General features: G+C 61.2%; 22 protein-coding genes. 9 read left to right on the top strand and 13 right to left on the bottom strand.

From position 1 onward, the window contains the following. Positions 1-115: 115 nt before the first annotated feature. From ctaD to yajC, 8 genes are all read right to left on the bottom strand, one after another. Positions 116-1,750 (bottom strand): cytochrome c oxidase subunit I, encoded by a 1,635-nt coding sequence (gene ctaD, locus O9X62_RS10575; protein WP_269532818.1) that lies wholly within the window; start codon positions 1,748-1,750, stop codon positions 116-118. A 24-nt stretch (positions 1,751-1,774) separates the two neighbouring features. Beyond that, positions 1,775-2,893 (bottom strand): cytochrome c oxidase subunit II, encoded by a 1,119-nt coding sequence (gene coxB / locus O9X62_RS10570; protein ID WP_269532817.1) that lies wholly within the window; start codon positions 2,891-2,893, stop codon positions 1,775-1,777. 167 nt (positions 2,894-3,060) lie between these two features. Then, the gene (gene bioD / locus O9X62_RS10565) at positions 3,061-3,759 is read right to left on the bottom strand and encodes a dethiobiotin synthase (protein ID WP_269532816.1); all 699 of its coding nucleotides are present in this window, start codon (positions 3,757-3,759) and stop codon (positions 3,061-3,063) included. Then, the gene (gene bioC, locus O9X62_RS10560) at positions 3,756-4,631 is read right to left on the bottom strand and encodes a malonyl-ACP O-methyltransferase BioC (RefSeq protein WP_269532815.1); all 876 of its coding nucleotides are present in this window, start codon (positions 4,629-4,631) and stop codon (positions 3,756-3,758) included. Before bioC ends, bioD begins: the two co-directional genes overlap by 4 nt. 5 nt (positions 4,632-4,636) lie before the next feature. Further along, entirely contained in the window at positions 4,637-5,272 is a 636-nt protein-coding gene (locus tag O9X62_RS10555) for a DedA family protein (protein ID WP_269532814.1), read from the bottom strand. Between the two features lie 96 nt (positions 5,273-5,368). Continuing rightward, entirely contained in the window at positions 5,369-6,316 is a 948-nt protein-coding gene (gene secF, locus O9X62_RS10550; RefSeq protein ID WP_269533134.1) for a protein translocase subunit SecF, read from the bottom strand. A 75-nt stretch (positions 6,317-6,391) separates the two neighbouring features. Next, on the bottom strand, positions 6,392-8,212 hold the full coding sequence (gene secD / locus O9X62_RS10545) for a protein translocase subunit SecD (RefSeq protein WP_269532813.1): 1,821 nt from the start codon (positions 8,210-8,212) through the stop codon (positions 6,392-6,394). Between the two features lie 68 nt (positions 8,213-8,280). Beyond that, on the bottom strand, positions 8,281-8,607 hold the full coding sequence (yajC, locus tag O9X62_RS10540) for a preprotein translocase subunit YajC (RefSeq protein ID WP_269532812.1): 327 nt from the start codon (positions 8,605-8,607) through the stop codon (positions 8,281-8,283). A gap of 172 nt (positions 8,608-8,779) precedes the next feature. Here yajC and O9X62_RS10535 point away from each other — a divergent pair, with 172 nt between their 5' ends. Beyond that, positions 8,780-9,364 carry a glycine zipper 2TM domain-containing protein gene (locus O9X62_RS10535; RefSeq protein WP_269532811.1) on the top strand — a complete coding sequence of 195 codons (585 nt, stop codon included), beginning with the start codon at positions 8,780-8,782 and terminating at the stop codon, positions 9,362-9,364. Positions 9,365-9,445: 81 nt separating this feature from the next. Here the strand turns inward: O9X62_RS10535 and tgt are convergent, their stop codons facing one another. From tgt to queA, 3 genes are all read right to left on the bottom strand, one after another. Next, complete coding sequence (gene tgt, locus O9X62_RS10530; RefSeq protein ID WP_269532810.1) at positions 9,446-10,573, bottom strand: tRNA guanosine(34) transglycosylase Tgt; 1,128 nt, start codon at positions 10,571-10,573, stop codon at positions 9,446-9,448. A gap of 63 nt (positions 10,574-10,636) precedes the next feature. After that, a complete protein-coding gene (locus O9X62_RS10525) occupies positions 10,637-11,440 on the bottom strand; it encodes a metallophosphoesterase (protein ID WP_269532809.1) in 804 nt (267 codons plus the stop codon). Positions 11,441-11,461: 21 nt separating this feature from the next. Further along, entirely contained in the window at positions 11,462-12,490 is a 1,029-nt protein-coding gene (gene queA, locus O9X62_RS10520) for a tRNA preQ1(34) S-adenosylmethionine ribosyltransferase-isomerase QueA (protein WP_269532808.1), read from the bottom strand. 195 nt (positions 12,491-12,685) lie between these two features. Between queA and aroQ the strand changes: the two genes are divergently transcribed. From aroQ to tpx (O9X62_RS10490), 6 genes are all read left to right on the top strand, one after another. Continuing rightward, a complete protein-coding gene (gene aroQ / locus O9X62_RS10515; RefSeq protein WP_269532807.1) occupies positions 12,686-13,171 on the top strand; it encodes a type II 3-dehydroquinate dehydratase in 486 nt (161 codons plus the stop codon). 58 nt (positions 13,172-13,229) lie between these two features. Beyond that, on the top strand, positions 13,230-13,703 hold the full coding sequence (gene accB, locus O9X62_RS10510) for an acetyl-CoA carboxylase biotin carboxyl carrier protein (protein ID WP_269532806.1): 474 nt from the start codon (positions 13,230-13,232) through the stop codon (positions 13,701-13,703). Positions 13,704-13,800: 97 nt separating this feature from the next. After that, positions 13,801-15,150: an acetyl-CoA carboxylase biotin carboxylase subunit gene (gene accC, locus O9X62_RS10505; protein WP_269532805.1), complete on the top strand. Its 1,350-nt coding sequence runs from the start codon at positions 13,801-13,803 to the stop codon at positions 15,148-15,150. A 76-nt stretch (positions 15,151-15,226) separates the two neighbouring features. Continuing rightward, complete coding sequence (prmA, locus tag O9X62_RS10500) at positions 15,227-16,111, top strand: 50S ribosomal protein L11 methyltransferase (RefSeq protein ID WP_269532804.1); 885 nt, start codon at positions 15,227-15,229, stop codon at positions 16,109-16,111. Between the two features lie 44 nt (positions 16,112-16,155). Next, positions 16,156-17,586 (top strand): DUF3426 domain-containing protein, encoded by a 1,431-nt coding sequence (locus O9X62_RS10495; RefSeq protein ID WP_269532803.1) that lies wholly within the window; start codon positions 16,156-16,158, stop codon positions 17,584-17,586. 97 nt (positions 17,587-17,683) lie between these two features. Next, on the top strand, positions 17,684-18,196 hold the full coding sequence (gene tpx / locus O9X62_RS10490) for a thiol peroxidase (RefSeq protein ID WP_269532801.1): 513 nt from the start codon (positions 17,684-17,686) through the stop codon (positions 18,194-18,196). Here the strand turns inward: tpx (O9X62_RS10490) and O9X62_RS10485 are convergent. Continuing rightward, positions 18,184-18,330 (bottom strand): hypothetical protein, encoded by a 147-nt coding sequence (locus tag O9X62_RS10485; RefSeq protein ID WP_269532800.1) that lies wholly within the window; start codon positions 18,328-18,330, stop codon positions 18,184-18,186. The genes tpx (O9X62_RS10490) and O9X62_RS10485 overlap by 13 nt on opposite strands. A gap of 2 nt (positions 18,331-18,332) precedes the next feature. Between O9X62_RS10485 and tpx (O9X62_RS10480) the strand changes: the two genes are divergently transcribed. Both tpx (O9X62_RS10480) and O9X62_RS10475 read left to right on the top strand, forming a co-directional pair. After that, the gene (tpx, locus tag O9X62_RS10480) at positions 18,333-18,833 is read left to right on the top strand and encodes a thiol peroxidase (RefSeq protein ID WP_269532799.1); all 501 of its coding nucleotides are present in this window, start codon (positions 18,333-18,335) and stop codon (positions 18,831-18,833) included. A 31-nt stretch (positions 18,834-18,864) separates the two neighbouring features. Further along, a complete protein-coding gene (locus tag O9X62_RS10475; protein WP_269532798.1) occupies positions 18,865-19,122 on the top strand; it encodes a hypothetical protein in 258 nt (85 codons plus the stop codon). Between the two features lie 76 nt (positions 19,123-19,198). Here O9X62_RS10475 and O9X62_RS10470 read toward each other — a convergent pair whose 3' ends face one another. Further along, positions 19,199-20,659 carry a M48 family metalloprotease gene (locus O9X62_RS10470; protein ID WP_269532797.1) on the bottom strand — a complete coding sequence of 487 codons (1,461 nt, stop codon included), beginning with the start codon at positions 20,657-20,659 and terminating at the stop codon, positions 19,199-19,201. Between the last annotated feature and the right edge of the window lie 129 nt (positions 20,660-20,788).

Genomic DNA, 20,788 nt, shown 5'->3' with positions numbered 1-20,788 from the left:
CCTCAACTTCCGGACAGGGGGCGCCTGCCAAAGACGCCCGCGACGAGGGTCGCGGCGTCTTGGAGATGGCGGGCGCCTGGTTCCTGTTATGCATCTTGCCGCTCAAGCAAACTGCTTAGTGCAGCATCTGCTTGGCCGACAACTCATCCACCACTTCCTTCGAGGGTGGCGTCTCCCAGGTATGGAAAGGTGCCGGCGATGGCACTTCCCATTCCAGGGTGTGGGCGCCTTCCCAAGGACGCTGCGGTGCAGGGCCCGAGCCGCCGCGCAAACAGGGCAGCAACACACCGAACAGGAAGTAAACCTGGGCGATACCGAAGGCGAACGCGCCGAAGGTAGCCATGGTGTTGAATTCGGTGAACTGGGTTGCGTAGTCCGGAATACGACGCGGCATGCCAGCCAGACCCAGGAAGTGCATCGGGAAGAAGGTCACGTTGAACGCGATCATCGACCACCAGAAGTGAACCTTGCCGGCCGTTTCGTTGTACATGTAGCCCGACCACTTGGGCAGCCAGTAGTACACGGCAGCGAACAGCGAGAACAGTGCACCAGCAACCAGCACATAGTGGAAGTGGGCAACGACGTAGTAGGTATCCTGCAACTGGATATCCACGGCAGCCACCGACAGCACCACACCCGAGAAACCACCGAACGTGAACAGACAGACGAAGCCGATCGCGAACAGCATCGGGGTTTCGAAGGTCATCGAACCCTTCCACATGGTGGCGATCCAGTTAAACACCTTCACACCGGTCGGCACGGCAATCAGCATCGTGGCGAACATGAAGAAGATCTGTGCGGTCGCCGGCATGCCGGTCGTATACATGTGGTGAGCCCACACCATGAACGACAGGATGGCGATCGACGAGGTGGCGTACACCATCGAGTGGTAACCGAACAGCGGCTTGCGGGCGAAGGTCGGGATCACCTGACTGACCACACCGAATGCGGGCAGCGCCATGATGTACACCTCGGGGTGACCGAAGAACCAGAAGATATGCTGGTACAGAACCGGATCACCACCACCTGCGGCATTGAAGAAGTTGGTACCGAAGTGACGATCGGTCAGCACCATGGTCACCGCGCCAGCCAGAACCGGCATAACGGCAATCAGCAGATACGCCGTGATCAGGCTGGTCCAGCAGAACATCGGCATCTTCATCAGCGTCATGCCGGGTGCGCGCATGTTCAGGATCGTGGTGACGATGTTGATCGCACCCATGATCGACGAGATACCCATGATGTGGATCGCGAAGATCGTCAGATCCATGCCCATGCCCATCTGGGTAGCCAGCGGCGCATAGAGGGTCCAGCCTGCGGCGGCAGCACCGCCAGGTACAGCAAAGCTGATCATCAGCAGGATGGCAGCCGGCGGCAACAACCAGAACGACCAGTTGTTCATCCGTGCAAACGCCATGTCCGGGGCGCCGATCATCAGGGGGATCTGCCAGTTAGCCAGACCGGTGAAGGCCGGCATGATGGCGCCGAACACCATGATCAGGCCATGCAGCGTGGTGAACTGGTTGAACAGTTCGGGCTTGAAGAACTGCAGACCCGGCGAAAACAGCTCCAGCCGGATGCAAAGGGCCATTACGCCACCGGTCAGGAACATGATGAAGGCAAACCACAGGTAGAGCGTACCGATGTCTTTGTGGTTGGTCGCAGTCACCCAACGGGCCAGGCCCGTGGGGTGGTCGTGCGCATGATCGTGATCGTGCGCGTGATCTGGCGTGTGCGTGGTAGTAGTCATGTAGTTATCCTCGCGATCCGGGCATCAGGAACGGGCAGCCTTGATATCAGTAGGCTGTACGACTTCGCCGGTCTTGTTGCTCCAGCTATTGCGGGTGTAGGTGATTACCGCGCCGATTTCCGTATCGGACAAGGTCGATGCCCAAGCAGGCATGGCGTTCTTGCCCTTCAGAATCAGATCAATCTGTGCAGCCTTGTCACCGAGGACCACCTTGGAACCCGCCAAGGCCGGGAACGCGCCCATGCCGGCGCCGTCAGACTTGTGGCAGACCGCGCAATTGGCTTCGTACACCTTCTGGCCACGCTCGACCAGCTCGGCCTGAGTCCAGACCTTGTTCGGGTCATCCTGGTTGGCAGCCATCAGCTTCTTCTGCTCTTCCACCCAGACCTTGTATTTCTCTTCCGAGACCACATGTACGACGATGGGCATGAAGCCGTGGTCCTTGCCGCACAGCTCCACACACTGACCGCGGTAGACGCCTTCCTTCTCGGCCTTGAACCAGGTGTCGCGAATGAAGCCGGGGATGGCATCCTGCTTGACGCTGAATGCCGGCACCCACCATGAGTGGATCACGTCATTGGCAGTCGTGAGAATGCGAACGCGCTTGCCCACCGGCACCACCATCGGATTGTCGACCTCCAGCAGGTAGTCGGCATTGCGGGTCGGCTTTTCACCGGCAAAGTTCTCGAACTGTTCCTGCGGCGTCGCAAGGCGGCTATGGAAGCTGACACCTTCATCAAGGTAGTCATAGCCCCACTTCCACTGGTAACCAGTGACCTTGATGGTCATGTCGGCACCGCGGGTGTCTTTTTGCGCCAGCACCACCTTGGTGGCGGGGATGGCCATGCCGACGAGGATCAGCACGGGAATGATGGTCCAGATAATCTCGACCGTCGTGCTCTCGTGGAAATTGGCCGCTTTGTGGCCAGCCGCCTTGCGATGCTTGAAGATCGAATAGAACATCAAGCCGAACACCACGACGAAAATACCGCCGCAAATGACAAGCAGCATGGTGTGCAGGTCGTAGACGTCCTGCGCGACCTTGGTAACAGGCTCCGGCAGGTTCAACTGGTAATCCGCCAAGGCGGAAACACTGGCTGCAGCAGCGAATGCGGCGAGCAGGCTGGTTGCTTTGTTCTTCATATAGTCCCCATGACGAAGCGCCCGCAGAACGGGCGTCGTAAACTCACGCCGGGCTTATTCGGCGATGTGTCGGCTTCTTCTTCCCTGACCTGGATCAAGGGGTGCGACAAAAAGTCGCGGCAATATTAGCAAAACCGGCCACCCTACTCAACGAAAGCCGCGCCTGTTCAATGTTTGCGCACCAAGGCCCGTAGCCGCTCAAGGGCTTCTGGGTCTTGATTCGATTCAGCTTTTTGACCCGCAACGCAGTATGGCACCCGCATCAGCATTTCACAGGAAAGGTGCCTGGAGAGGTATTGAATGTTCTCTTCCTGCATCGCCATGGCCGGGTCCACGCAGTTGGCCACCCATCCTGCCAGGGGCAAACCGCTACGCCGGACTGCATCTGCCGTCAGCAAGGCATGATTGAGGCAACCCAGACGCACCCCCACCACCAGAATGACCGGCAGACCCAGTGCGCGGGCAAGATCGGCCATGGTGTGCTGCTCATCCAGCGGCGCAAGCCACCCTCCCGCACCCTCGACCAGTACCAGATCGGCACGCGCCTGCAGGGCTCGACAAGCGGTCACGATCCGCTCCACTTCCACCACCACGCCGGCCTTGCGCGCAGCCAGGTGGGGAGACACGGGGTCCGGGAAGGCATACGGATTGACTTCCGCCCGCGGTGCGATGACATTGCCGGCCGCCCTGTGTGCCAGCACATCCTCGTTATCGACATACCCGTCGGCACCAAGCACTCCGCCAGCGGCTACCGGCTTCATGCCAACCGCGCGCCACCCCTGTTGCACGGCAGCACGCAGCAAGCGGCAAGTCACATGGGTTTTGCCGACCTCCGTGTCAGTACCGGTGACAAAGTAGGCACTCATGATTGCGGACGCGGGCGAAACTCGATGACCTGGCGACCATCCTCCCGCTGCGGACGGGGCTGCGGCTTCCAGGCGTGTCCATAGACAATCTCGTAGGTGGCCGGCAAACGTCCTGCTGAACGCAGTTGCTCGTAGGTATCGCACATGCGCTGGAATGCCTGCTTGCCCAGCAAGCCACGTGGCCGCCCCACGGCTGCACTGTGCGCACCGATGGCCTTGAGGTCGCGCATGACCGACTTCACATCGTCATAGGTCAGAACGATGCGCTCCATATCCATCACGGGCGCAGCAAAGCCGGCGCGTGCAAGCGCGTCGCCAAGATCATGCATATCGATGAAGCGGTTCACGTGGGGCCGGGCATCCGCCTCGGCGAAGGCGCGGCGTAACTCGATCAGGGTGTCGGGGCCAAAGGTGCTGAACATCAGCAGGCCCTCGGGCTTGAGCACGCGGTGGCACTCGGCGAAAGCGGTATCGGGCTCGTTCAGCCATTGAATCGCGAGATTGGACCACAACAAGTCTATCGACCCGCTAGCCAGCGGCAATGCTTCCAAGTCACCACACAACTGCAATGGCGCCCTGCCCCGTAGCCGATCCAGCCAGCCTCGCTTGCCGGCCGACACCTTGAGCATGGCCAGCGCCAGATCGAACTCGATCAACTGCGCGGACGGATAGCGCCGACCCAACAGCGGGGCCGCATAGCCCGTACCACTGCCTGCATCCAGTACGCGTGCGGGCGCCAGCTTGACCAGATCCAGCCGGCTCAGCATGCGGTCGGCTACCTCGCGTTGCAGTACCGCCGCGCCGTCGTAGCTCTGCGCAGCACGCTCGAATGAGCGGCGCACCTGGGCTTTATCGGAATAGAAGCTTTCCATGACGCTCAAGCCGCCGGGCGACGGGCGTGGAGCAGCTTGATCACCATGGGCAGCAGGGAGAGTGCAATCACCAGCAGCACCATCACCGACAGGTTGTCCTTGATGAAAGGCACGTTGCCGAACTGATAACCCAAGGTGACCAGCGAACCCACCCAGACCAGGGTGCCGGTCACGCTGAAGAACACGAAGCGCGGATAAGGCATGTGCGCCATCCCCGCGACAAAGGGCGCAAAGGTCCGCACGATGGGGACAAAGCGCGCCAGCGCCACGGTCTTGCCACCGTGACGGGCGTAGAACTCCTTGGTGCGTTCCAGATAATCGCGACGGAACAGTCGTGAACCGGGGTCGGCAAACAGGCGTTCGCCGGCACGCCGACCGATCACATAGTTGACCGAGTCACCAAGTATGGCCGCCACGATCAGGCATGCCGACAACAGATAGGGATCCATCCCGCCGGTGGCCGCAACGGCACCGGCCACGAACAGCAGGGAGTCGCCGGGCAGGAAGGGCATCACGACCAGACCGGTCTCGCAGAAGATCACGGCGAACAGGATCACGTAAATCCACGCGCCGTATTGCGCCACCACCTGCGCCAGAAACACATCCAGATTGAGGAAAATCTCGATCAGATTGAAATCCACGATGAAGTGCCGCCTTTTACAACAACCGCAGGAAAGACAATGGCCGGCAGGCGAGCCTGACCGGCCAGAAGAACCCGGCTTGAAACCTTCGCCCTATCAGACGACGGCTTCTTCCTTGACCTTGACGACCTTGACCATGTTCTCGCGGGTCACGCCAAACAGCAGCAACAGCGGCGAGGCCACCAGCACCGAGGAATAGATGCCGAACACGATACCGATGGTCAGCGCCATGGCAAAGCCGTGCAGGGCCGGGCCGCCGAACAGCAGCATCGACAGCACCATCATTTCGGTGGAGCCGTGGGTGATTACGGTGCGGCTCATGGTGGCGGTGATCGCGTTATCGATCACTTCCTGCACACTCATGCCACGCAGACTGGCCTTGCGGAAGTTTTCACGGATACGGTCAAACACCACGACCGACTCGTTAACCGAGTAGCCCAGCACCGCCAGCACGGCCGCAAGTACCGTCAGCGAGAACTCCCACTGGAAGAAGGCAAACACGCCAAGAATGATCACTACATCGTGGAGGTTGGCGATGATGGCCGACACGGCAAAGCGCCACTCGAACCGGATAGCCAGATAAATGATGATGCCGACACAGACGATGATCAGCGCGGTCAGACCATGGGTCACCAGCTCCTCACCCACCGAGGGACCGACAAACTCGACCTTGCGGCGTTCGATCTGCGGGTCGGACTTGCGCAGGGTGTCCATCACCTGCTCCGACACTTGGGCGCTGGTTACGCCCTTGACCAGCGGCAACCGGATCATCACGTCACGCGCCGTGCCCAGCGCCTGCACCTGGATCTCCTTATGCTGGCCACCCAGATTCAGTGCCTCGACCTCATGGCGGATCTTGGCCAGGTCGGCCGACTGGGTATAGCGAACCTCCAGCACGGTACCGCCGGTGAACTCAACGCTGAGGTTCAGGCCTTTGTAGGCCAGAAAGAACACGGCAATCAGGAAGGTGGCCAGCGAGATCGTCGTGGTCAGCTTCCCGTAGCTCATGAACGGGACGTCTTTTTTAAAGTGGAACATTTCCAGCATGGTGTCCTCCCTCATCCAGCCGGCACCTTGGCCGGCATGGCATGAGCGGCGCCCGCAGGCGCCAGATCAGATTCAAACAGACAGCGAAGTCACGCGACGGCGATAGCCGTAGATGAGGTTGACCAACGCACGCGATACCACGACCGCCGAAAACATCGAGGTCATGATGCCCAGGCAGTGGACCACGGCAAAGCCACGTACTGCACCCGAACCGAAGATCAGCAGCGCCACACCGGCAATCAGGGTCGTGACGTTGGAGTCCAGAATCGTGGCCCAGGCATGCTCGTAGCCGGCCTTGATGGCGGATTGCGGCGGCACGCCATTGCGAATCTCTTCACGCACACGCTCGTTGATCAGCACGTTGGAGTCGATGGCCATACCCAAGGTCAACGCAATGGCGGCAATGCCCGGCAGTGTCAGCGTGGCCTGCAGCAAGGACAGCAGCGCGATCAGGAACAGGACGTTGGCACCCAGTGCCACCGAGGCGGTAATGCCGAATACGCGGTAGTAGATGACCATGAACACCACGACAGCCAGGAAGCCATACAGCGTGGAGTGGAAACCCTTCTGGATGTTTTCCTTGCCCAGGCTCGGGCCGATGGTGCGCTCTTCGGCCACCGTCATCGGCGCCGCCAGCGAGCCGGCGCGCAGCAGCAGCGCCGTATCATTGGCATCGGCCGTGGTCATGGAGCCGCTGATCTGCACCTTGCCACCACCGATCTCGGCACGGATCACCGGCGCAGTCACGACTTGGGCATTGCCCTTCTCGACCAGCACCATGGCCATCCGCTTGCCGATGTTCTCGGCGGTCAGCAGACGGAAGATGTTGCCCCCGACCGAATCCAGGCTGATATGCACCGCAGGCTGGTTCTGATCATCAAAACCCGCTTGCGCGTCGTTGATGTTCTCACCGGTCAGCTCCACGTCCTTCTTGACGAGGATCTTGCGGTTACCGCTAGCATCCAGCTCGTCCAGCAGTTCGTAGCCGGCGGGCACGTTGCCACCTAGCGCCGCTTCGAAACGACCCGGATCGTCATCCACCATGCGTACCTCAAGCGTGGCGGTGCGGCCAATGATGTCCTTGGCACGCGCAGTATCCTGCACACCCGGCAGCTGCACGATGATGCGATCAGCACCCTGCTGCTGGATCACCGGCTCGGTCGTCCCCAGCTCATTCACGCGGTTGTGCAAGGTGGCGATGTTCTGTTTGACGGCATCATTCTGGATACGCAACCGCTCTGCATCGCTGAACGTAAGGATCAGGCGATAGTTGTTATCACCCGATCGTGCAGCAATCTGCATCAATGGCAGGACGCGCTCGATGGCCGTACGTGCAGCCGCCAGCGTCTCCTCATCGCGCAGTTGTACTTCAACCTTGTCACCCGTGCGCTTGATCAGACCGCGGATCTTTTTATCCTTGAGCTCACGACGCACATCACCCGCCACCCGCTCGGCCTGCTTGTCGATGGCGGCCTTCATGTCGACTTCCATCGTGAAGTGCACGCCGCCTTGCAAGTCCAGGCCCAGCGCCATGGGCTTGGCGCCCATGCTGCTCAGGAAAGACGGGGTGTTCGGCAACAGGTTCAAGGCCACGACATAGTTGCTGCCCAGCGCATGTTCGATGGTGGAACGAGCCTTGAACTGGGTATCCGTATCCTTGAAGCGCACCTTGAGGCCATTGCCCTCAAGGAAGCCGCCCTCAAGCGGGATATTGGCCGCGGCCAAGGCCTTTTCAACCTGATCCAGCGTGGCCGTATCGACCTTCACCGACGAGCGCGCGCCCGATACCTGCACGGCAGGGCTAGGGTCATAAATATTAGGCAGGGTGTAAACCAGACCCGCGGCCACAGCGACCAGGATGATCAGGTTTTTCCAGATGGGATAACGATTCATGAGGGAAGGACCCTTGCGGCAAGAAGCCGGAACGAAACGCGGGCGGCCAATGCCGCCCGCGGGAAGACTTAACGCTGGGCCTTGAGCGTACCCTTTTCCAGCTTGGCGCCGACAGCGCCACGCTGGATGACCATTTCGACACCGTCAGCCACTTCGATCGTCAGGTAGTGGTCGCCAGCCTTGACGATGCGGCCGATGATGCCACCACTGGTGACGACTTCATCGCCCTTGGTCAGCGCATCGATCATCGCCTTCTGTTCTTTCATCTTCTTTTGCTGCGGACGGATCAGCAGGAAGTAGAACAGCACGAAGATGATGATCATCGGCAGGAAGGACATCAGCTCTGCGCCGGTCGATTGGGCGGGTGCTGCGGCGTAGACGGGAGTAATCAGCATGGGTCGGTAATCCGGGGGAAAGCATTATAAAAACAAGCCGCGCATTCTAGCCCCGCAACCCATCAAAATCTACCAAGGCTTGCGCACGGCTTGCAGCTTGCATCAGCGCATGTCAATCCGCACTGGCAGGCCTACAATTGCGGCCAATCTGGCGCAAATCAAGGACCGTATCATGCCCATCAAGTTCCCTGCCGCATGGCTGCTGGCACTCAGCGCGATCGGCGTACAGGCCGACCCGTTGATCGACGCGCTCAATGCCGACAAAACCCGGATCGCCGAAGCCTTCAAATCTGCGAGTCAGGCCTGTACAAAAAAGCCGGCCAAGCAGGTAGCGAGCTGCCGCAAGGAAGCCGAGCAGACTCGCAGAGATGCGCTGCACGCCGCCATGGCCGAGCGCGATGCCGGTCTCAAGTGCCGAGACACCTGTGGTCGCGTGACCGAGATCAAACAGATAGAACGGGATGGCGAGGGCTCGGCACTGGGCACCGTGGGCGGGGGCATCGCGGGCGCCGTCATCGGTCGCAAGCTTGCCGGCGACGGCAGCAGTGCCAGCAAGAATGTGGCCACCGCCGCTGGTGCCGTTGGCGGCGCCCTGCTGGGCAAGAAGATCGAGCAGAAGCTCAGCAAGCAACAGGTGTGGGTAACGCGCTACCAACTCTATAACGGCACCAGTGCCGAGATGGACAGCAAAGAGAAGCCCGCATTGGCGGCGGGCGACCGGATCGAGCTGCGTGAAGGCAAGCTGGTCAAACGCTAACGCTCACACATGGGGTGTAGTAAGGCATAGCCGCATTGCATCCGGCGCAATGCGCCGCGCTTGCTGCGCCCTACATACCCCTCAAGCTACGCCACGTGCCCTATCGGCATGGAAGGCCGCGACAAATTCATTGAAGCGATCCGCTTCGATTGCCTCGCGCATCTGGGCCATCAGCCACTGATAGTAATAAAGGTTGTGCACCGTGTTAAGCCGCGCACCGAGGATTTCGCCAGCGCGGAAGAGATGGTGCAGATAGGCGCGGCTGAAATTCTGGCAGGCGTAGCAACCGCAAGTTTCATCGAGTGGCGCGGCATCGTCCTTGTAGCGCGCATTCTTGATCTTCACATCGCCAAAGCGCGTGAACAGCCAGCCATTGCGCGCATTGCGCGTGGGCATCACGCAATCGAACATGTCGATGCCTTGCGATACGCCGAACACCAGATCTTCGGGCGTGCCCACGCCCATCAGATAGCGGGGTTTGTCTACCGGCAGCTTGGGGGCGGTGTGCGCAAGAATGCGGGTAAAGTCTTCCTTGGGTTCGCCCACGCTGAGGCCGCCAACGGCATAGCCATGGAAACCGATATCGACCAGGCCTGCCAGACTCTCGTCGCGCAGGCGCTCGTGCATGCCACCCTGGACAATACCGAACAAGGCATTGCGGTTCTGCAGGCGATCAAACTCGTCGCGCGAGCGGCGCGCCCAGCGCATCGACAGACGCATCGAGGCAGCCGCCGTTTTTTCATCGGCCGGATAAGGCGTGCACTCGTCGAAGATCATCGCAATGTCCGAATCCAGCACGGTCTGGATCTGCATCGAAATTTCCGGTGTAAGGAACAGCTTGTCGCCATTGATGGGGGAGGCGAAACGCACGCCTTCTTCGGTAATCTTGCGCAACGCACCCAGGCTGAATACCTGGAATCCACCCGAATCCGTGAGGATGGGCTTGTCCCAGGCCATGAAACGATGCAAGCCCTGGTGCTTGCCAATCACATCCAGACCTGGGCGCAGCCACAGGTGGAAGGTGTTGCCGAGCACGATCTGCGCGCCTATCTCGGCCAGCTCCAGCGGCGACATGGCCTTGACCGTGCCGTAGGTGCCCACGGGCATGAACACGGGGGTTTCAACCGCGCCATGATTAAGCTCGACACGGCCGCGGCGCGCGCCGGCACTGGTGGATTTGAGGGTAAATGCGAGGCCGTTGTCCGGCATGGGATAGCTCCTTGCGCTGACGGAAACACAGTCCGGGGCGCCATGGGTGAATCAAAGTGGAATCTAGCGGGTGTAAAAGACGGGGGTTCCGCCGTGGTGCTCTGCAAGGGTTAGCCGCATAGGCACACCGCTGTCTGCACCGTTCACATCAACATTGCCTTCGTAACCGGCACCGGTATCAATATGGCAGTGTGATTGATGGATGACCGGATAAGGCACCGGGTTGTGGCCGCAGTAGGTCAGTGACAGTCCGGCTTGCCAGGTGGCGGGCTGCTGCGCCAGTGAGGCAGCAGCTGCCTCGTCGGCCAGGGTTCTGGCCCAGGTCAGACGCTCGACCGTCTTGTCGTCAGCCGCGTTCAGGCGGGCATCAAGGTCTGCATCAAGATACAGCACATGGCTGGACGGCAACTTGAGCAGTGCCGCATGCACGATATTGAAACGCTCGGGCGTTCCGGGGCCCACCACAAGCACATGGGGCAGGCGATTCAGCACCTGTGCCGCGGCGTGGAGATCCGGGTCGCGCTTGAGGATGCCACCCAGCGCCCAACTGCCGCCATTGGCCACCGCCAGCGCAATCGCCTGATCATTCCCCCCCAGCGCATTGAGCAATAACTGCTCGTGATTGCCGAGCACCGCATAGAACCAGGGCTGGCGCAGCAGATTGAGGCAGCCCAGCGAATCCGGGCCACGATCAATCAGATCGCCGGTGCAGAACAGCCGGTCACCCCGGCCGGGATTGAACCCCGCCGCGACAAGCAGCACCTCCAGATCACGCCGGCAGCCGTGCAGGTCGCCGACAATGAAGTCGCGGCCTTTGTCGTTGCGGGGCAGGAAAGCCACACGCGGCTTGATCGGAGCATTCTGCATACCAGCCATTATGGGTCGAAGTCAGCGCCGTTCCAGCAGCATTGCATCGCCATAGCTGAAAAAACGGTACTCCTGCGCAACAGCATGCCGATAAGCGGTCAACATCCGCTCATGACCGGCAAAAGCCGACACCAGCATCAGCAAGGTGGACTTGGGCAAATGGAAGTTGGTGATCAGCGCATCCACGGCGCGGAAGGTGTAACCCGGCGTGATGAAAATATCGGTATCCCCCTCGGGCTCGGCAAAGTCGCCTCGCAGACAGGCCGCCTCCAGCGCACGCAGGCTGGTGGTGCCCACCGCCACGACGCGGCCACCGGCGGCGCGGGTTGCGTTGATCGCCGCCAGCGTCTCCGGTGGAATGCGATAGCGCTCATGGTGCATCCGGTGTTCGGCCACATTATCCACGCGCACCGGCTGGAAGGTGCCGGCGCCGACATGCAGGGTTACCCGTGCATGGCTCACCCCGGCCACAGCCAGCTGCGCCAGCATCGCATCGGTGAAATGCAGGCCGGCCGTCGGCGCAGCCACCGCACCAGGGTGGCGTGCATAGACAGTCTGGTAACGCTCGGCATCAGCGGCATCCGGCGTGTGTTCGATATAGGGCGGCAAGGGCAGGCGGCCAGCGGCCTCCAGCACATCCAGCACCGGCGTATCAAAACGCAGGTGGAAGAACTCACCCTGGCGCGCCAGCATCTCCGCCACCCACTGCGGGCCGCCAACTTCGCCGAACAGCAGGCGACTGCCGGGCTTGGGGGATTTGCTGGCGCGTATCTGTACCAGCGCCTCGCATTCACTGATAACGCGCTCGACCAGGGCTTCGACAGCGCCGCCGCTGTCCTTCTGCCCAAACAGGCGCGCCTTGATCACACGGGTGTCGTTGAGCACCAGAAGATCACCAGGGCGCAATAGTGTCGGCAAGTCGCGGAACAGCCGATCATGCAAGCTGCCATCAGCGGGCAAATGCAGCAAACGGCTGCCACCACGTTCAGCAGGTGGAAACTGAGCGATCAGGTTTTCGGGGAGGTGGTAATCAAAATCGGATAGCCGCATGGGATCAGAAATTTCGGCAACGGCCTGAGAATTGGGTGATTATATCAGCCAGCCCTGATGCCCTGCTGTTGCGGTATCCAGCAACTAGCGCGCTGGATTGAGGGCCTTTTCCAAGCCCCGGATTCAAGCGGGCGCTTGACCTAAAATTCGCCGATTGATAGACAACGTGCGTGCATCTGCGGCAAACTCGCCGCCATGATTGCCGCACAAACTCCCGAGCAGGCCGCGCGACGCAACAGCATATTGGTGCTGCATGGCCCGAACCTGAACCTGCTTGGCCGCCGTGAACCGCATCTCTACGGTAGCGACACCCTCGCCGACATCAATGCCCGTCTGGTCTCCCAGGCCGAGCGGGCCGGGCGCGTGTGCCGGACGTTTCAAAGCAATAGCGAAGCGGCATTGATTGATCAGGTGCAGGCCACGTTCGATGACGATACGGCCTTCATCATCATCAATCCGGCAGCCTACACCCACACCAGCATTGCACTGCGCGATGCGCTGGCTGCCGTGAAGCTGCCCTTCATTGAAGTACATCTCTCCAATGTGCACGCCCGCGAACCCTTCAGGCAGCATTCCTACCTGTCGGATATCGCCGTGGGCGTGATTTGCGGTCTGGGCGCTGCCGGCTACGGCTACGCGCTCGAACATGCATTGCATTATCTGGCCAGACAAGCGCCCTAGCGACTTGCTGCCGCAGCAATACCCAAGCAAACAATTCCACATATAAAAGGGAACGGGCATGGATCTACGCAAGCTCAAGAAGCTTATCGATCTGGTGGAAGAATCCGGCATTGCCGAGATCGAAGTCACCGAAGGCGAAGAAAAGGTACGCATTACCCGGGTGTCGCAAAACGCCCCGATGATGTTCAGCCAGGCGCCCGTCCAGCAATACATGATGCCGCAGGGTCAAGGTGGCCAGTCCGCTGCGGCTGCTCCGGCATCGGCACCGGCAGCGCCCGTTGCCAGCGGCCTGCCTGAGGGTACGGTCGTCAAGTCGCCGATGGTGGGCACTTTCTACCGCTCGTCCAGCCCCGGCGCCAAGGCGTTTGTGGAAGTGGGCCAGAGTGTGAATGTCGGCGATACGCTGTGCATCATCGAGGCCATGAAGCTGCTCAACGAGATCGAAGCCGACGTCAGCGGCGTCGTGAAGGCCATCCTGGTCGAGAACGGCACACCGGTCGAGTATGGTGAGCCGCTGTTTATCATTGGTTAATTCAGTGAACGAATGAATGCGTGAACAAGTGCGCGGGCAACGCCCTGTCGGTGCTTGTGCACCCATTCATTTTTCACTTGTTCACTGAGGAGTGACCATGTTTGAAAAAGTCCTAATCGCCAATCGCGGCGAAATCGCCCTGCGTATCCAGCGCGCCTGCCGGGAGATGGGCATCAAGACGGTTGTTGTCCATTCCGAGGTCGACCGCGAAGCCAAGTATGTCAAGCTGGCGGATGAGTCGGTGTGTATCGGCCCGGCACCCAGCCCGCTGTCTTATCTGAACATTCCCGCCATTATCGCGGCCGCCGAAGTGACCGATGCGCAAGCCATTCATCCGGGCTACGGCTTTCTGAGCGAGAACGCCGATTTCGCCGAGCGCGTCGAGCAAAGCGGCTTTGTTTTCATTGGCCCACGCCCCGAATCGATTCGCCTGATGGGCGACAAGGTCTCGGCCAAGGATGCCATGAAGGCTTCAGGCGTACCCTGCGTGCCCGGCTCCGACGGCGCCTTGCCTGACGACCCTGAAGAAATGCTCAAGATCGGCCGCAAGGTCGGCTACCCCGTGATCATCAAGGCCGCCGGTGGTGGCGGTGGTCGCGGCATGCGCGTGGTGCGCAGCGAGGAAGAGCTGATCCAGTCGGTCAATATGACCCGTACCGAAGCCGGCGCCGCGTTCGGCAACCCGACCGTGTACATGGAGAAGTTCCTCGAAAACCCGCGCCACATCGAGATTCAGGTGCTGGCTGACGAATACGGCAATGCCGTTTACCTGGGCGAGCGTGATTGCTCCATGCAGCGCCGCCACCAGAAGGTGATCGAAGAAGCCCCGGCACCCGGCATTACCGATAAGCAACGCAAGCGGATCGGTGAATCCTGCGCCGAAGCCTGCCGCCGCATCGGCTACCGTGGCGCGGGCACCTTCGAGTTCCTGTTCGAGAACGGCGAGTTCTACTTCATTGAAATGAACACGCGCGTACAGGTGGAGCACCCAGTCACCGAGCAGATCACCGGCATCGATATCGTGCAGGAGCAGATCCGCATCGCCGCAGGCGAGAAACTGCGTATCAGCCAGAAGGATGTGACGCTCAAGGGTCACGCCATGGAGTGCCGGATCAACGCCGAAGACCCCTTCAAGTTCATCCCCAGCCCCGGCAAGATCGCCACCTACCACCCGCCCGGCGGGCCCGGCATCCGCGTGGACTCGCATATTTACCAAGGCTATACCGTACCGCCGAACTATGACTCCATGGTCGGCAAGGTGATCGCCTTTGGTGACACGCGCGAACAGGCCATGGCGCGCATGCGTATTGCGCTCTCGGAAATGGTGGTGGAGGGCATCAAGACCAATGTGCCCCTGCATCAGGTGCTGTTCGCCGATCCGGGTTTTGTGAAGGGCGGCACGTCCATTCACTATCTGGAGCACCTGCTGGCCGACCGCAAGGCTTGATCCTCACGGTGTTACACTATGCAACGGCCGGGCTTCAGTCCCGGCCGTTGTCTTTGTACCCTCTGGAGTGACCCGCATGCCCTGGCTTGAACTGCGTATCGAAGCCGATTCCAAGCGCGCCGAAGCGCTATCCGACGCCCTGTTCGACCTGGGTGCGCTTAGCGTCAGCATCGAAGACGCAGCAGCCGGCACCGCCGACGAAAAGCCCATCTTCGGTGAGCCGGGCATGCCCGTGGATACGCTCTGGGAGCACAGCATCGTCGTCGCTTTGTTGCTGGAAGACGCCGATCCCGATGTCCTGGTCGCCGCAGCCAGCAACGAAATCGGCCTGTCCCTGCCACGCTACACGGTGGTCCGGGTGGAAGAGCAGGACTGGGTGCGGCTGACCCAATCGCAGTTCGACCCGATCCAGGTATCACAGCGCCTGTGGATTACCCCGACATGGCATGCTCCCGCCGCGGGTGCCATCAACCTCGCGCTGGACCCTGGTCTTGCCTTCGGCACGGGCAGCCATCCCACCACCTGGCTTTGCCTGCAATGGCTGGACAGCGATCTGCACGCTGGCGAGTCAGTACTGGATTACGGCTGCGGTTCGGGCATCCTGGCCATTGCCGCCAAACTGCTGGGCGCGGGCGAGGTACACGGCTCGGATATCGATGCCCAAGCCATCATCGCCAGCCGCCAGAATGCGGAACAGAATCAGGTGGCTGCCACCTTTTTCCTGCCCGACGACGCACCTGAGCGTCAGTACGACCTGGTGGTCGCCAATATCCTTACCAACCCCCTGAAAATGCTGATGCCGCTGCTGGCTGCGCGCTGTCGCAGCGGAGGCCGGCTGGTGCTCTCGGGCATCCTGGCCGAGCAGGCCGAGGAGATCATCTCGCTCTATGCGCCCCACTTTGCCCTGGCCGTCTCCGCCGAGCGCGAAGGGTGGGTACGCATCACCGGAACACGACTTTGATGCATGCTGCTTGCTTGTAGCGCGCCGCTCGCTAGAATCGCCGCATGTACCACGTCACGCGTTGCCCCAACTGCCGAACCAGCTTCCGGATTACCGATGCGCATCTGAATGCCTTTGAGGGCAAGGTTCGCTGCGGACGCTGTGCCTTTGTCTTCAATGCGCTGGAGCATCTGGGCGGCGCGCAGGCGGTGCCGGCGACAGAAGTGCCGTCGTCTCCCGGGACCGGCCAGACACCCATACCGGCACCTATACCGGCACCCGCACTGGTTGTGCCACCACCGGCGCCCGAGCCGGTGATTGCCGCCGTCACGATCAGCGTCCCTGATCTGGCCTTGGCGCAGACTGCGTCACCCGCTTACGATCCGCATCCCGATGCCGATAATCGGGCAGCCGAGGACCATGCCTACGGCCTCGATAGCGTTGCCTCCCAGCTGGAAGCCGCCGCGGAAGCGGAGCGTGACGACGATACCGAGCAAGACAGCCTGGCGAGCCAGAGCTTGCAGCGCCTGGCTGATGCACTGGCTACCGAACGCGCGGCAGATATCGGCACAACCGCAACCGTGACCCCTGCGGTCCCGGCTGACCCGGTACCCGTTCCCGCTGCCGCGCCGGCCTCGCCGCCCCCTGCCGAACCCGCTGCGCCGCCCGTGCGTGACCTGCGCACCGCCTGGCAGTTCGTGCCGCCACCAGCGGCCGCTGCCACCGAGCCCGTGGCGGAAGATTCTGCCACCGCCGAGACAGACCCTCAGCCCGATACCATCGAGATCACCGGGATTGATCCCTGGTCCAGCCCGGATGGCGCCGACCCGTTGGCCAATATCGGCAAGCCGGGGCACGAACCGACCGGCGTCGCAGCACAGGACATGATTGCCGACTTCAGCCCGGCCCCGGTCCACACAGAAGCCGGCAGCACCTATCGCCCTATCCTCACCCATGAAGATGAGGCCCTGCTCCGCGTGCCCTCGCGCCCCTCTCCACTGCGCTGGCTGTGGAGCATCCCCGCCCTGCTGGCAGCGATAGCACTGCTGGGGCAGCTGGCGATCCATTACCGTACCGAGGTCGCGATCCAGCTGCCCGGTATCGAACCCAAGCTGCGCCGTTACTGCGAGCTGGTGGGTTGCAAGCTGGCCCTGCCCGCCCGCGCGGCCTATCTGCGCACCGAGTGGAACGAGCTGGTTTCGCTGCCCGACAGCCCCAACCTGATCCAGCTCAGTGCGACCCTGCGCAACCAGGCCGGTTTTGCCCAAGCTCTGCCCCTGCTGGAGCTCACGCTCACCGACGACAATGAGCGCATCGTGGCGCGCAAGGTCTTTACGGTGCGTGAATACCTGGCGCCGCTGGCTGATGGCAGCCCCGCTGCCGTGCCCACCAGCCTGCTCCCCAATGGCGACCTGCGTGTCTTCCTGCAACTGGACCTCGGCCCCTTGCGCTCCAGCGGCTATTCGCTGAACTGGTTCTACCCGCAGGAAAATTGATCCGCATCAGTCGGGCAACAATGTGCAGGCTTGCCGGCTTGCTTTCGGGCAGTCGGCCACCGATACTCAGTCAACCATCAGATGGAGGACAACAGCCATGGCCACTGTGCTTCTCAACGGCGAGCCGATCGGCGTGGGCGGACGCTTTCCCCGGGTCGGCGACACTGCCAGCAGCTTCATGCTGGTCGATACCAATCTCGGCGATGTGCCGCTGTCCAAGTTCATGGGCAAGCGCAAAATCATCGCCGTAGTACCCAGCGTGGATGCCGATATCGGCCTGCGCATGGTGCGGCGGCTTGAGTCGATTGCCGACAGCTTTCCGGGTACACGGATTTTCGTGGTATCGGTCGACACCCCTTATGCACTCTCCCGCGTGATCAACGCCGAAGGCATCCGCAAGATCCAGCTGCTGTCCACCCTGCGCGGGCGCGACTTCCACAAGGACTACGGGGTCATGATCACCGATGTCCCGCTCTCGGGCATGATGTCCACGGCCCTCTTCGGGCTCGACGAGGACGATACCGTGCTCTACGCCGAACTCGTTCAGGATGTGAACAACGAACCCGCCTACGACAAAATGGCCGAGGCGATGCTGGTTCAGCCAGGCTGACCGACCGCACCACCACTGCCGACGTCTCCCACGAACACCATGCCCGCCATCACGGGTATGGTGTTTTTGTGTTTGATCCCCATCTTGTTGGCTGCGTTACCCAACGTACTCACCCACTCATTACAGGAATCCATTCATGTCCACCGTTACCCTGCGCGGCAACTCCATTCCCGTCCACGGCACCTTCCCCAGCGTGGGCAGCACTGCCCCGGCGTTCTCGCTGGTTGCTGCTGATCTGTCCGATGCCACGCTGGAAACCTATGCCGGCAAGCGCAAGGTGCTGAATATTTTCCCGAGCATCGATACCCCGACCTGCGCAATGTCCACGCGCCGTTTCAATGCCGATGCCGACAAGATCGCCAACACCGTCATCCTGTGCATTTCGGCAGACCTGCCTTTTGCGCAGAAGCGTTTCTGCGGCGCAGAAGGCCTCAGCAATGTGGTGACGTTGTCCACCATGCGCGGCGTCAGCTTCCTGCAGGACTATGGTGTCGCCATCGCCGGTGGTCCGCTGGCCGGTGTGGCAGCCCGTGCCGTCGTGGTGCTCGACGAGCAGAACAAGGTGCTGCATGCCGAGCTGGTAGGTGAAATCGCCGACGAGCCCAACTACGAGGCTGCGCTGGCCGTGCTCAAGTAAGACCGAGGCCCCGGAAGACAGGGGAAACCGCATGTTGAAACTCGCCATCGGCTGCTTTGTCGCCGCGTGGGCACTTTTGCTGCTGATCGGCCTCACCGGCAATCTCATGTGGGATAACCGGCTGCTTTGGTGGCCACTCCTGTTGCTCGGTTTGTCGTGCATGCTGGGTTTGACCAGTTGGGATCATGAGCAGCGGGGTTACCTGCTGCTGGTTGGCGTCCTGTCCTTTTGCGGAATGCTGGTCTACTCCCTGTTCATCATCATCGTGTTCGCCTACTCGGGCTACTAGCAAGAAACGCAGCGTACACAAACCGAAGGCCGCAATCGCGGCCTTCGGTTTGATACTGCAAATCTGCAAGTTGCACTCAATGTTCCTCGACCGGAATGATGGGCTTGCCCTTCTTGTCGACAGGCAGGCGCGCACGCATATCCCGGATACGCGCTTCAATGGCGGACAGCAGGTAGTAATCGCCGCCTTGCCTCCGGGCCAGATTGAGCTGCTCGATCGCAGGTGCCGGTTCATCGATCAGGGCGTAGTACTCGGCCATGGCACGGTGATACGCACCGGTCTTGCCTTGTGACTGATACGCCTGTGCCAACCGTTTGTGCAGAGCCGGGTCGCTGGGGCGTTCGGTCAGCGCCTGGTCGATCCGGACCTCGGCGTCCTTGAACTGGCCGCGCTGGATCAGCAGATCAAATTCGGCATAGCGCAGGCTCCAGGCACTGGGAAACCGCTCCATCGCCTTGGTCAGCACGCTGGCGGCATCGTCTGCGCGACCTTGGCCAATCAGGATTTGTGCCGTCAGCCCTTCCAGCATGGGATGGCTGGCCGGCAGTTGCTTGCGGGCCAGCGCCAGCCGGCCCGCCGCCGCGTCGAACTGCGCATCTCCGAACAGGGCATAGGCATAGCCATACTGTTGTGCCAGCTCACTCGCATATTTGCGCTGCTCGGTCGTGCCGCGGTAGTAATCAAGCGCGGCTTGTCGTCCCAGTTGGCGTACCCGCAACTTCTCGCGCACCAGCAGGTAATCATGGCTATCGGCCAGTTGCCGGTAAGGCTGCTGCGCCGCGCGTGCCTCGCTGTCGCTGATCCGTTCGAGCGTAACCGGGTGAGTCCGCAAGAAGGCATAAGCGCCGTTGTCCACATTGCGATAGAACTTCTGCATGCGGTCAAAAAATGCCGGCATGGCACGGGTATCGAAGCCCGCCTTGGCCAGCGTCTGGATGCCGACACGATCCGCCTCGCGCTCCAGATCGCGGGAGAAGTCCAGATAGCGCTGTATCTGGTAACCCTCGGTGGCGGCCATCGCCGCGATCGGCGCATCGCCGCCGTTGCTGCGCGATGCGGCCAGAATCGCCAAGGCCAGCGCACCCAGCGACATGATGCTCGACCCTTTCTGCGATTCGACCATGCGCGCATAGTGATGCTGGGTGACATGCGCGATCTCGTGCGCGATCACCGCAGCCAGTTCGGATTCATGCTGACTTAATACGATCAGCCCCAGATTCACGCCGATCACGCCGCCCGGCACCGCCCAAGCGTTGATGGTTTTCTCGTCGATAGGGAAAAACCGGAAGTTGATCCGGTTATCGTCGCTGGCACCTACCAGCCGATAACCCAGACGCTGCAGGTAATCATCGACCTCGGCATCATCCAGCACCATGCCCGAACGGCGCAGCTCGCGCAGCGTGATCTCGGCGATGCGCTTTTCTTCGTGTGCGGGCAGGTTCGCCAGCGCGGAGTCGCCCAGATCGGGCAGCTCGCTGGCGGCAGGCAGCACCAGAGAGGCACACAGCAGGGCAAGCAGGAGAGGATGGCGTGTCATGCTGGCTATGATAGGCAGGGTGGGCAGGCGGTTCCATCGCTTTGATCAGGAATTTCCGGCCGCGGTGCACGCGCCCCGCTTTGACCCGTTTGAGCAAGCGGCCGATAATCCGCCGCTTCTCTTCGTTGC

Source organism: Chitinimonas sp. BJYL2 (genome assembly GCF_027257935.1).
Taxonomy (GTDB): domain Bacteria; phylum Pseudomonadota; class Gammaproteobacteria; order Burkholderiales; family Chitinimonadaceae; genus Chitinimonas.
The sequence above is the reverse complement of the archived record's forward strand: the minus strand, read 5'-3'. Positions and strand labels throughout refer to the sequence as shown.